We start from the raw sequence: 12418 nt of genomic DNA, 5'->3' as shown, positions 1-12418 counted from the left end.
GACTCCTGATGAGTACAGGAATCAGCTTGTGGCGTATTGCTTTTTACAATGTCTACCGAATAAAACAAGAAATTGGACCTTGTATCAGGTCCGAATGAGCAGTGCGACATTTTCAACGTGTGTCGTATGCGGGAACATATCCACGGGCGTCACCTCCGCGACGCCGTACCCGCCATCGACCAGCACGCGCAGGTCGCGCGCCAGTGTCGATGCGCTGCACGACACGTACACCACGCGCTGCGGCCGCAGCTCGAGGATGGTCGCCAGCAGCGCCGAGTCGCAGCCCTTGCGCGGCGGGTCAACCACAATCACGTCGGGCCGAACGCCCTGACGTGTCCACTCCGGCAGGACGACCTCGGCGGGTCCTGCCTCGAAGTGCACGTTCGTCATGCCGTTTAACTCGGCATTCTTACGTGCATCCGAGATCGCCTCTTCGACGATCTCGACGCCGTACACCTGTCCCGCGCGCTGCGCTAGGAACAGGGAGATCGTACCGATGCCGCAGTAGGCATCGACGACAGTTTCGCCGCCGGTCAACGCGGCGTACTCAAGTGCCTTCCCGTACAAGACTTCCGTCTGCACGGGGTTCACTTGAAAGAAGGATCGCGCGGAAATGGCAAATTTCACTTCGCCGATATAGTCATAGATGACCTCGCTGCCCCACAGGACGCGCGTCTCATCCCCAAAAATAACATTGGTCTGCCTCACATTAATGTTATGGCAAATGCTCTTCACCGCAGGCAGAGCCTCGCGAATCCCAGCTACCCATTCCTCGACACGAGGAATCACAACACCATTAGTAACAAGAACGACCATGACCTCGCCCGTGCGGAAGCCGACTTTGACGACGACATGGCGCAGAAGGCCGGTCCCTGTCTCTTCACTATACGCGCGGATTCCTAGCCGAGAGCCAATCTCTTTCACCCGTGCAACGACTTCATCGTTCGCCTCGTGCTGGATCAGACAAGCCTCCATATCGATGATGCGATGGCTGCCCTGCGCATAGAATCCGCCGATGAGGCCGCCCCGCTCTTCCCCAAAAGGAACCTGAGCCTTGTTCCGATACCGCCACGGATCGGTCATCCCCAACGTAGGATGAACAACGATCCCTTGACCTTCATCCTCACCTGATTCACCCGCCACCTGCAACTTCCCAATCCGTACTAAATTATCCACGACCAGCTGCCGCTTCACCCGAAGCTGCGCCTCATAGCTCAAATGCTGCAGCTGACAGCCGCCGCACTCATCATAAATGCTACAGTCAGGAGCAACGCGATCCGGACTCACCGCCAGTAGCTCCACCAACCCTGCGTAGCCGTACTGCTTTTTCAAATGGTTCACCCGAACTAGCGCACGCTCACCCGGCAACGCCCCCGCAACAAAAAGGGTAAAGCCGTTCACACGGCCCACCCCTTCGCCATCATGGCTGATCCCGATGATCTCAGCCTCATATTGCTGCCCGATTTGCACAGGCAAGCCTGCCATCCAAGCTGGCACTTCTTTTTTCCCTCTGTTGTTTCCTGAGCCTCTGTTATTCCCCGAACTTTCCGTTCTTCTTTGCCCCGTCGCTGCAGAGCCCGATTTGCCACTACCTCTATGTTTACCTGGCGCAGAGCCAGATGTCCCTTTTGCTTTCATAATAACCTCACTTAATTCTAGCTAAAATTAATCATGTTTAAGCTCTTGTCACGCAGCTTTTTCAAACCCTACTCATGATCATCATGCCCATTCCCATGCCCTCTCAACTGAAACGGCGTGGTCAATGTATCAAAAAACTTCTTTTTATAAATCGACTGCCCGGACTCATCGACAATCACCTGCAAATGTCCCTGCAAATTCGTCATCACGCAAGGCAATGTCCCGCCAAACTCACCGTCAAGATTCAGTTGAACGTAGTCAGGGGAGTTAATTTCGATATGATTCGTCTGAAAATAGATCAGATTCGGGTCACTCAAATGCTCGCCGCGCAGCGCGAGTGTGACGATGCGGATGAATTCTGCGAGGTTACATTTCCGCAAAATGATCACATCGAACATGCCATCATTCATGCTGGCTTCTGGAGCTAGCTTCTCAAATCCGGCTACGGAGTTGGTGTTGCCCACGAGGAAGAGCATGACTTCTTCATGCATCTCGCGATCGCCTGCTTTAATATAGAGCTCGATTGGCTTCAGCCTAGGCAGCTTCTCGAGTCCCTTCATATAATAGGCCAACTGGCCGATCATCGTTTTGAGCTTGCTCGGGACTTCATACGTCAGCTCGGTCATCGAGCCGCCCCCGGCGATATTGATGAAGTAGCGGTTGTTGATTTTGCCTACATCGATGGCGGTTGAATACTGCTGAATGATAAGGTCGCAAGCATACTCCAAGTTCTTGGGGATACCGAGCGCACGCGCAAAATCATTCGTCGTCCCGAGCGGCAAAATGCCGAGCGGCGGTCTGCCTTCTTTTTCGGCCATGCCGTTAACGACTTCGCAGATCGTACCATCGCCGCCCGCCGCGATAATTAAATCAAACCCACGTCTTACCGCCTCGGAAGCTGCAAGTGTAGCATCTCCTTCACCGATGGTCGCGTGAGTGGATGTTTCAAACCCGCCGCGCTCCAAGCGCTGGAGGATTTCGGGCAATCTTTTTTTCATTTCTTCCCGGCCTGAAGTCGGATTATAGATCAGTCGTGCACGTTTGACCACTGTGTTCATCCCCTGTTCACCTTATGGGAATACGGAGGCAATCTGCCCCTCAATCCATTTGGAAATTAGCGGACTAGGCAACAATGCCTGTCCATGATATTGATAATTGAACCCTTCCAAACGGGAAGGAATCACTCTACTCGTAAAATACCCAACACTAAGAAAAAGCGGTGCAACAATCACGGTGAAAGCAGGCTTTTCACGCGCCCACCAAGCCATCTTCTCTGCCAGTTGATCCGGCAAAAGCATGGCAATATCCGCCTCGGCAAAGCCGCCGAGCTCTTTCACCCGCTCCGCGAGCTGCTCTAACCCTTGGCGCCACCTCTGGTGGAAGCCTTCTTCTTTACTCCCATGCCCCACCAGAAGGAGAATCTCCTCCTTAGGCGACTCGGAAAGCTCTTGTATTTTGCTATAAATAATCGCTGCAATATCCGGATGATCATCGATCGGTGATGTAAAATGAATCCGCGCCTGGATCTGCATGAGCTCCATGTCGGTTTCAAGCACTGGCTCGGCGATAACGCCTAATGCGTAGCTGATCTCATCAATATGTGTACTCCCAGAGGACACGAACAGCGGAACGACGATGATGTCGGTCACGCCCTGCGCTTCCAAACTGTAAATACCATCTTGTATCAATTTACCCTCGACGAGCTCCAGATATGAGGCATAAATGAGCATGGAATCAGGCATCCGAACCGCATTCACGGCATCCTCCACCAGCTGAACCCAGCCTTCATCACGGGATCCATGGCTTATGACAAGCACACCATACTTACTCATTCAAACTTCCCCCACCCGTACGAACTAAACCTATCTTCCTATGCTAACGAATGTGTTCCTCTATGTCAATTTGAAGCTTCCTTAAACAGGAAAAACCCCGCATTACACGAGGTAATACAGGATTCGGCGACCCAATTATTTAACGACCTAAACGATCCAATGTCAGCACATAACCATCGTTCCCGTAATTCAGGCACCTTTTGACTCGCGAAATGGTTGCTGTAGAAGCCCCTGTTTCCGCTTCGATCTGGTTATACGTACATCCCTTGCGCAGCATACGAGCTACCTCAAGGCGTTGCGAAAGCGACTGAATCTCATTCACGGTACACAAGTCATCAAAAAAGACGTAACACTCTTCAATATCCTTCAATGTTAGTACAGCTTCAAAAAGCTGGTCTATGGCTTTATCATTTAATTTTTTTAATTGCATCTGCTGTCAACTCCCGGTCAAAAAGCATGTTAGCTCATAGGTTCTCTAAGCTCCTGTGTATCATTCGACACGTCCCCAGCAATTCCTTCCTTTAGGATAGCAGAACTTTAAAATTTCTATGCGTTAATTGGCTAAATTGCAACAAATCGCGGGCACCCGTGACATTCGTCCATACCAAAGGTAGGCAAGTGACATATCCTGTAGGAGACAAATCTGATAAAAAGGATCGTGAATCCTAGTGACCAACCCAAGACAACAAATTATTGGTAATGGCGGAAATCGTCCTGAAGTAGTGGAAACAAGGAGCTTAACCCTTCCAGGTGAAGGCTTTGGTCAATACCCAGGCTTAGGCGGTGGTAATCCCTTCGGTGGTGGAGGTGGCGGTGGCGGCTTCTTCGGCGGCTCATCTGCTGGTGGAAATACCGGTGGCGGATTATTTGGCGGCGGTGGCGGCAATACAGGCGGTGGTTTATTCGGCGGTGGCGGTGGCAATGCCGGTGGTGGCGGCGGCGGTAACTTCCTAGGTAATCTCCTTGGCGGCGGTGGTGGCGGCAATGCCGGCGGTGGCGGTGGTGGTAATTTCCTAAGCAATCTCCTTGGCGGCGGTGGTGGTGCTGGAGGTTCTTCGAACCCGCTTAGCGGCTTAAATATCAAGCAAATCTCCGGTTTCGTGGAGCGGATGGGTGGTATTGACGGCATCATCGGAACGATGGGCAAGGTTCAGAAGTTCATGTCTACCTTTCAACAAATGGCACCGATGGTGAAAACACTCCTTGGCTCTGTCGGCAAAGGTAAGGTCGCCGCCGGAGATGTTGAGGAGGTCTTCCGTCCGAAACGCAAACGCCGCAAGAAATCCGGCACAGCCAAAAGACGCAAAGGCGGCGCCCGATCCGGTACGGCTAAGCGGAAGCGCAGATAGTGCTTGGTGCGAGGCCCTAGCTCCATGGCGATAGGCAAACAAATTAGCGGGAAAACCTCCCGCTAATTTCGTCAGCCACCCTACTCCACCTTCAACTTCGTCCCCTCCGGCACGATCTGCACCCATGTGTTGCCCGGCAGCAGCGGCACTTCCTTGCCATCGCTGGCGTAGGCGCGGAGCATGCCGTTTTTGCGTTCCCACGTGATCGCTTGGGACATGCCCTCTTGGAAGATCATGCCCTTGTTCGGACCGAACACATCGACAATCCGGCGTCCCTCTTTATCGATGATCTGATGCTTGCTCTCTAGAACAAGCAAATTCTTCGTCTGCAGCTGCTTCCCAGTTTCCTTGTCGAGATGCGGCTTGCCTTCCATAGAGCGCTTGTACACACCGCCAGCAGCATCGTAGTCATAAGAAGCGAAATACCCCATGAGATAAGGAATTTGAATATAATGAACGGCTGCGCCCGTGAGTTTACTTTGTCCTACCTTGGCAAACGTGAGTAAAGGCCCGTTCCATTCGGTGCGGAACTTGCGCGCCTCGGCACCTTTTTTCATTTTATCCACGGAGGTATACAGGTTGTGCGGTGCCTTACGATCGGTGGAGCGCCAATAGTAGGCGCCATCGCCATAGACTTCATCGAGATGGGCTAGCTTGCGGCCCGCCATCATATCCATCGCATCCTGACTCCAGCCTGCATGTACGATAATCGCATCCAACGCATCGCCGATCTCCACAAAATAAGGGCGAATGCTGCGCACGGGACCTATCGCTCCAGCAGCTTGGCTCTGGAACACCGAGACGAATCTAGTAATCTCACCCTCGGCAAGGATCTCATAGACGATGTCTGTTTGATCGAGGCCGGATTGGGGCCGGGCTTGTGGGGCATTTTCGACCATGACCATATAGGGACGGGTCTTCACCTCATGATCGGTTGGCAAACCGGTTAATGGGAATTTGAAAGGGAGCTGCGCATCCACCGTTGTCGTGGCAGGCTGCGTCGCAGGCGTCGGGGTGGCCGAAGTCGTCACAGCGACGGTTTGCGGAGTTGTCGTTGATGTAACGGACGTTGGTTCACTGCAACCAGCAAGGGTTAGGACAGAGCATCCAAGTATGAGCCATGTGCTACGGGTTCTTTTACGGATTAACGGCAATATTTTCAACGGGAGCTGCACCTCTTCTTCTCGTGGACTATCGATCTGTGACATATATATGCTAGAGGTATGGCAAATAGAAGCCAGCGACGTATTCGACAGCAGCAGGGTAGTGGTAGCGTGCGTCTCCACTGACAAGCCAATTAAGGCTGTCCCACGGGGCAAAGATGCGAAAGAGCATCCTTTTTCAGCGAAATCGGCTACATATAGCTAAATTAGTGCAAAAGAGCATCCTTTTGGACAGAAAGGTGCCTACATGAGGAGTACTGGAAAAATAGTTACGTTTTCGCAAGCATTTCAGATGGAGAGGACAATTTGATAAAAAAGGTTGCACTTTTGCAATGTTTGCATGCATCACAGTTGCCTTTCTTATGTGGAAAAAAGAGCGCCCCCGTCATATAACATGACTTTTGGGACACCCTCCTTTTTCACAACAACTTATTCCGTTTGCTTCCCTGTCCAGGACATGATGCCGCCCTTCAGATGAGTGAGCTCGTTAAAGCCATTTCTCCGAAGAAGTCTCGCAGCTTGCTTGCTCCTCATGCCACTCCTGCAGTACAGGTATATCTGACGATCCCTAGGGATCTCGCTCAATCTTCGACCCATCGAGGATAAAGGAATATTCACCGCCCCCGGGATGTAGCCTTGCTTCACTTCACCAGGCTCACGCACATCAATGAGAACATGCTTGTCCTTGTCCGCTGCCATTCCCGCTTGGAATTGATCGGAAGAAAGATTACGCAGACCTTTGACACCTGCAAACCGAGAATAGAAAAACCAAACGATAAAACCAAGTGCTACGATATTGAAAATCATATTACTATCCATTAGCTGCCTCTTTCCTAAACGGTATCGATTAAACTTTCACATCATGCTCATATTGTAGCATCAACACCCGAACTAGGAACAGCTCCATTGATGTATACTAAAATAGAGTCAAATCCACGCAGCATGGAGGAGAATGCTATGCCTACAACAACTGAGCATCACGCAGTTATCTTATTCGATGGTGTTTGCCTGCTCTGCAGTAGTAGCGTGCAGTTCATCCTTCGAAACGACCCGAAGGGCGTGTTTCACTTCGCTACTCTCCAGTCTGAGACAGGGCAAAAACTGCTCGCCAAACACAAACTGCCCCAAGACCAACTCAGCACAATTGTGCTGATCCAAGATGAGCACGCTTATACGCGCAGTTCAGCTGCCCTGCGTATTGCGCGTCACTTGCGAGGCGCTTGGCCACTAGCCTACGCGGCCATCGTGATTCCGGCTCCGATCCGAAACCTCGGATACAACTTCATCGCCCGCAACCGCTATCGCTGGTTCGGCAAGACCGAGCAGTGCATGCTGCCAAAGCCGGAGCATAAGGGTCGGTTTCTGGATTAAGCGGCAGGCATCCACCTTAAGTATTCTTCTTACGCGCACCTAAACTTCCGAACATCCAACAGCATAAGCTCAGGCTGCCCATCTGGAAGCTATGGTGCAGCAGCTTCGCGCTCCGTGAAGCATCACCCGCTCCAAGCGCGATCAGCAACGGAGCAAAATGCTCCGGCGTCGGCACCGCCTCCCTCGCATGCGGCGCTCTCTCGTCGTAGCGGATCAGCGCCTCCAGATTCCACGTTTCTAGCTGCTCCGCTAACCATTCGTCAAACTCCACAGCCCATAGCTGCGGCACCGGATTGTTATGATCCAGTTTGCGCAAATTGTGCACCGTCCCGCCGCTGCCAATAATGAGCACCTGCTCATCCCGTAAGGAACCTAACGCAGCACCAATCCGATAATGCTCCTCTGGGGTTAGCTTTGGATTGACGGACAGCGTTACCACTGGAATCTGCGCATCGGGATACATAATGGAGAGCGGCGCCCAGGCTCCGTGATCCAAGCCTCGTCTGTCATTGAGCTCACAGCGTATGCCCTCTTGCTGAAACAGCTGCTGGATATGCAGGCTTAGGGGAAGATCCCCTTTGGCCGGATAGTTAATGTCATAAAGTTCTTCCGAGAAACCTGAGAAATCATACAACATCTCTGGCTCGACGGCCGAGCTAATCTTCTGTACTGCGCTTTCCCAATGCGCACTGAATAGCACGATGGCTTTAGGCGTTGGGATCGAAATCGCAAGTCTTTGCAAAAACTCCGTGTATGCATGCTGCTCAATTGCCAAGCTCGGTGAGCCATGCGCAATAAAAAAAGCTGGTAACATCGCAACTCCCCCTCCCACACACGTATAAATCCGTGCCAATTATCTACATTATTCTCGAATTTATGAAAATAAAACCAATGCCGTGCTCGCCTGGGAAATCACTTACTGTTCACAAACTGCGCAATCCCATCCGCAATGCCGCTAGCCAGTTTCTGTTGATATGCTGCCTCCGACATCAGCTCGTCCTCCTCGGGATTCGTCATGAACCCGATCTCTACGAGTGCGACGGGTACCTTCGACCAATTGAAGCCGCTAAGGTCATCGCGTGCCGAAAGACCACGGCCCTTTTGACCTGTGGCTTGCTGCAAGCCAGCTAGGAGATAGCCGGCGGCTAGCTTACTTTCCGCGGCGATGGGCTTAACAGCTGTTTGTGCAGCTGATGGGTACAAAACCGAAAAACCTCTCGTACTGGCTGCGCTATCGCCATCGGCATGAATACGAACAACAAGCGCCGCGCCCGCCTCATTTGCCATATCCGCACGCTGCTTGTTGCTGATATCCACGTCATGCGTCTCACGCGTCATCGTAACGTTGATCCCCCGACGAACTAGCTCCGCTTTAAGCAGCAGGGATACCTCCAGATTGAGCACATACTCTGGTTTCTTCGTGCGTACACCGACAGTTCCTGAGCTGACCTTGGCCTTCGTTTCTCGTGTATCTGGCCCGACTTGTTCAGGCTCATTGTTGCCAACACGCTGATGCCCGGGATCGATCATCACAAGCTTATTGCTCTTGGAGATGATCGGCACCGTGGTTGGAGCAGCCGCCATCGATGGTGTTGGCTTCGTTGCTAGTGTTGCTATTGGTGTTGGAGCTACCGTTGGCGACGGGGTATTTGCAGGTGCGGCCTGTACAACAGACGTAGGAGTGGTAGCCACCGCAGCAGCCGTGGCTGCCGCTGCCTGCTTAGCAGGCAGCGCACTCTGCACCGCCTCTGTCGTAGGCGAAGCCGCTGATTGCGGCTGCTTTTCCCCACAAGCAGCCAACACACCTATAAGCATTATGACCGCAGCGAGGTGCAGCAATCTTTGATATAACATCCGCAATCCCCCTTTTCTCTATGTTCTGTATAAAAACAGCCAACATTCAGGAAACTAACGCTACCATGCTTCTCCACATTTGGGAGGTTCCACTATGGCACTTTGGCATTATATCACGGATCACAGGCTGTCTATTTCATTAGTTGTTCTTGCCATACTGGCGTGTTTTTTCGTCTACAAAGGCAGAAGCAAATATATTCGTGGCTGGGATAAAAAATAGCTGGATAACCTACACTCCCACATACCAAAAACACAGCCCCCCTTGCGCAAGCCCCCAATCGGGTAATCGCTTCTCAGAGGACTGTGTTTTTTGTTGTTCCTACTATCTATTTCAATGCTTTCATCGCAATGTCGGCCCGGTAATGCTTACCTTCAAAATGAATCCGATCCGCATCCGCATAAGCCTTCTGACGAGCTTCGATGATGTCCTTGCCGAGACCAGTGATACCGAGCACGCGTCCACCGTTGGTGACGATTTGCCCGTTCTCTACTGCAGTACCTGCGTGGAACACGAGGGAATCCTGCACTTGATCAAGGCCCGTAATCGGCAAACCTTTCGGATATGGACCTGGGTAGCCCGGCGAAGCAACGATCACGCATACTGCGGCTTGCTCGCTCCACTCGATCGGCTGCTCAGCCAACGTGCCGTTGTTGATCGCTAGGAATATATCCAGTAAATCCGTTTTCAATCGCGGCAAAATGACCTGCGTCTCCGGATCACCGAAGCGCGCGTTGAACTCAATTGTTTTCACACCGTTTGGAGTCAAAATCAGACCCGCATACAGCACGCCTTTGAACGGACGGCCTTCTGCTACCATGGCATCTGCCGTTGGTTGGACGATGTTCACAAGTGCTTCTTGCACGATGGACTCAGGAATATGTGGAAGTGGGGAGTATGTCCCCATTCCGCCTGTATTTGGTCCTTTATCGTTATCGTAGACAGGCTTATGATCCTGCGAAGGCACCATCAAACGCACGGTCGAACCATCAACGAAAGCCAGCAAGGACATCTCTTGTCCTGTCAGGAACTCCTCGATCACGACGCTTGCGCCTGCGGATTTACCAAACACCTGACCTACCATGATGTCTTTCAGCGCAGCTTCCGCTTCTTCCATCGTTTGTGCAACCGTAACACCTTTACCAGCGGCTAAGCCGTCTGCTTTGATGACGATTGGCGCTGTTTGTGAGCGCAAGTAAGCAAGTGCCGGCTCATACGCGTCAAAAGACTCATACGCCGCCGTAGGGATGCTATATTTTTTGAGCAGCTGCTTCATAAATACTTTGCTTCCCTCGATGATCGCAGCGTTGGCGCGAGGACCGAATGCTTCGATGCCTTTTGACTCCAAATGATCGACCAAACCTGCCGCTAACGGATCATCAGGCGCTACCATAACCAAGTCAATCGCTTGCTCCTTAGCAAACGTGCTGATCTCTTCGAACTGAAGCTCAGTGATCGGCACGCATTCCGCTAAGCCGGCAATACCGCCGTTCCCTGGTGCGCAGAACAGTTTGCTGATTTTTGGGCTTTTGCTTAATGCCCACACAATCGCATGCTCACGTCCGCCACGTCCTATAACTAATACACGCATTGCTGGAAACCCCTCTCATGGGGAATGCCCACGGTCCACTTTCGAATCGTGAGCATTCTCAATTGTTTTAGTGTTTAAAGTGACGAACGCCTGTCATAACCATCGCAATGCCATTTTCGTTCGCAACGCGAATAGATTCTTCGTCCTTGATGGAGCCGCCTGGCTGAATCACCGCAGTGATGCCTGCTTTTGCTGCCATTTCGAGCGTGTCGCCCATCGGGAAGAATGCGTCAGACGAAAGAACGGAGCCTTTGGACTTGTCGCCAGCTTGCTCGATTGCGATTTTCGCTGCGCCAACACGGTTCATTTGACCCGCGCCTACGCCCACTGTCATATCGTCTGCCACAAGTACGATGGCATTCGACTTAACGTGCTTAACGACTTTCCATGCGAAAAGCAATTGCTTCATCTCTTCCGCTGTCGGTTGACGCTCGGAAACGACTTTCAGATCAGCTTCTGTCAGTTGGTAAGCGTCGCTAGCTTGTACCAGCATGCCGCCTTCTACCGTTGTGATCACTGGCTCGGAAGTGCGACCAGCAATTGTATCCAAACCGGCTACTTTGAGTAGGCGGATGTTCTTCTTTTTAGCCAGAATCTCAAGCGCTTCTGGTGTGAAATCTGGTGCAATGACGATTTCCAAGAAAATCTCATGCAGCAATTGCGCTGTCGCTTCGTCGATCGCACGGTTTGCAGCTACGATGCCACCGAAGATGGACGTTGGATCTGCATTGTACGCTTTCGTGTAAGCTTCAAGCACGTTCGTACCGATACCTACGCCGCAAGGGTTCATGTGCTTAACCGCAACAACCGCAGGCTCGCTGAACTCTTTTACAATTTGAAGAGCCGTGTTCGCATCATTGATATTGTTGTACGATAATTCTTTACCGTGTAATTGCTCAGCCGTTGTGATGTTGCCAGCAGCTGCATTCGGCTTACGGTAGAACGCTGCGCTTTGGTGCGGGTTCTCGCCGTAGCGAAGCTCTTGCATTTTCTCATACGTTACCGTGTAACGCTCTGGGTAAGGCTCGCCCTGAAGGCCAGTCAAATAGTCACCAATCAAAGCATCGTAAGCACCTGTGTGACGGAACACTTTTGCTGCAAGACGTTTGCGCGTTGCAAGCGTAGTGTCGCCCGTCTCTTGTACTTCTTCCAACACTTTCGCATAGTCCGTCGTGTCGACGATAACGGAAACGAACGCATGGTTTTTCGCTGCGGAACGAAGCATGGTAGGACCACCGATATCGATGTTCTCGATCGCATCTTCATACGTCACATCAGGTTTCGCAATCGTTTCTGCAAAAGGATACAGATTCACGACAACAAGATCGATGTACTCTAAACCAAGCTCTTTCATGCTTGCTTGGTGCTCTTCATTGTCACGAACCGCCAGAAGCCCACCGTGAACATTCGGGTGAAGTGTTTTCACACGTCCATCCATGATCTCCGGGAATCCTGTAACCTCGGAAATACCGATCACCGGTACCCCTTTATCCTTCAACAAACTTAGCGTACCGCCTGTGGAAATGATCTCAACGCCCAGCTTCGACAGCTCGCTCGCGAATTCAACGATGCCCGTTTTATCGAAAACGGAGATCAGTGCTCTTTTGATTGCCACAATGCTT

General features: G+C 51.8%; 13 protein-coding genes. 3 read left to right on the top strand and 10 right to left on the bottom strand.

The genetic code is table 11. The features are described from left to right. Positions 1 to 84 precede the first annotated feature (84 nt). From rlmD to AC58PQ_RS24880, 4 genes are all read right to left on the bottom strand, one after another. A complete protein-coding gene (rlmD, locus tag AC58PQ_RS24895; protein ID WP_497246407.1) occupies positions 85 to 1485 on the bottom strand; it encodes a 23S rRNA (uracil(1939)-C(5))-methyltransferase RlmD in 1401 nt (466 codons plus the stop codon). A 221-nt stretch (positions 1486 to 1706) separates the two neighbouring features. Continuing rightward, on the bottom strand, positions 1707 to 2696 hold the full coding sequence (locus tag AC58PQ_RS24890; RefSeq protein WP_497246405.1) for a diacylglycerol kinase: 990 nt from the start codon (positions 2694 to 2696) through the stop codon (positions 1707 to 1709). A gap of 12 nt (positions 2697 to 2708) precedes the next feature. Then, positions 2709 to 3470 (bottom strand): sirohydrochlorin chelatase, encoded by a 762-nt coding sequence (locus AC58PQ_RS24885; protein WP_497246403.1) that lies wholly within the window; start codon positions 3468 to 3470, stop codon positions 2709 to 2711. 139 nt (positions 3471 to 3609) lie between these two features. Next, positions 3610 to 3900, bottom strand: a complete 291-nt coding sequence (locus AC58PQ_RS24880; protein ID WP_029198698.1) for a YerC/YecD family TrpR-related protein — start codon at positions 3898 to 3900, stop codon at positions 3610 to 3612. A gap of 238 nt (positions 3901 to 4138) precedes the next feature. On the opposite strand from AC58PQ_RS24880, the gene AC58PQ_RS24875 reads away from it, so the two are divergent. Next, the gene (locus tag AC58PQ_RS24875; protein WP_497246401.1) at positions 4139 to 4819 is read left to right on the top strand and encodes an aminotransferase; all 681 of its coding nucleotides are present in this window, start codon (positions 4139 to 4141) and stop codon (positions 4817 to 4819) included. Positions 4820 to 4899: 80 nt separating this feature from the next. Here the strand turns inward: AC58PQ_RS24875 and AC58PQ_RS24870 are convergent, their stop codons facing one another. Next, entirely contained in the window at positions 4900 to 6138 is a 1239-nt protein-coding gene (locus tag AC58PQ_RS24870) for a DUF3048 domain-containing protein (RefSeq protein WP_497246399.1), read from the bottom strand. 273 nt (positions 6139 to 6411) lie between these two features. Next, positions 6412 to 6801 (bottom strand): rhodanese-like domain-containing protein, encoded by a 390-nt coding sequence (locus AC58PQ_RS24865; protein WP_497246397.1) that lies wholly within the window; start codon positions 6799 to 6801, stop codon positions 6412 to 6414. A 138-nt stretch (positions 6802 to 6939) separates the two neighbouring features. Between AC58PQ_RS24865 and AC58PQ_RS24860 the strand changes: the two genes are divergently transcribed. Next, the gene (locus AC58PQ_RS24860) at positions 6940 to 7353 is read left to right on the top strand and encodes a thiol-disulfide oxidoreductase DCC family protein (RefSeq protein ID WP_497246395.1); all 414 of its coding nucleotides are present in this window, start codon (positions 6940 to 6942) and stop codon (positions 7351 to 7353) included. A gap of 16 nt (positions 7354 to 7369) precedes the next feature. On the opposite strand, the gene AC58PQ_RS24855 is transcribed toward AC58PQ_RS24860, so the two are convergent. After that, positions 7370 to 8167: a DODA-type extradiol aromatic ring-opening family dioxygenase gene (locus AC58PQ_RS24855; RefSeq protein ID WP_497246393.1), complete on the bottom strand. Its 798-nt coding sequence runs from the start codon at positions 8165 to 8167 to the stop codon at positions 7370 to 7372. Between the two features lie 98 nt (positions 8168 to 8265). Continuing rightward, positions 8266 to 9207: an N-acetylmuramoyl-L-alanine amidase family protein gene (locus AC58PQ_RS24850; RefSeq protein ID WP_497246391.1), complete on the bottom strand. Its 942-nt coding sequence runs from the start codon at positions 9205 to 9207 to the stop codon at positions 8266 to 8268. A 94-nt stretch (positions 9208 to 9301) separates the two neighbouring features. Between AC58PQ_RS24850 and AC58PQ_RS24845 the strand changes: the two genes are divergently transcribed. After that, on the top strand, positions 9302 to 9427 hold the full coding sequence (locus AC58PQ_RS24845) for a hypothetical protein (RefSeq protein WP_497246389.1): 126 nt from the start codon (positions 9302 to 9304) through the stop codon (positions 9425 to 9427). A gap of 106 nt (positions 9428 to 9533) precedes the next feature. Here AC58PQ_RS24845 and purD read toward each other — a convergent pair whose 3' ends face one another. After that, positions 9534 to 10796 carry a phosphoribosylamine--glycine ligase gene (gene purD / locus AC58PQ_RS24840; protein ID WP_497246387.1) on the bottom strand — a complete coding sequence of 421 codons (1263 nt, stop codon included), beginning with the start codon at positions 10794 to 10796 and terminating at the stop codon, positions 9534 to 9536. Positions 10797 to 10863: 67 nt separating this feature from the next. Beyond that, positions 10864 to 12411 (bottom strand): bifunctional phosphoribosylaminoimidazolecarboxamide formyltransferase/IMP cyclohydrolase, encoded by a 1548-nt coding sequence (purH, locus tag AC58PQ_RS24835; protein WP_497246385.1) that lies wholly within the window; start codon positions 12409 to 12411, stop codon positions 10864 to 10866. Between the last annotated feature and the right edge of the window lie 7 nt (positions 12412 to 12418).

Source organism: Paenibacillus sp. J22P143, from assembly GCF_059692035.1.
Note: the sequence above shows the minus strand (reverse complement) of the source record. Positions and strands in the feature narration are given on the sequence as shown.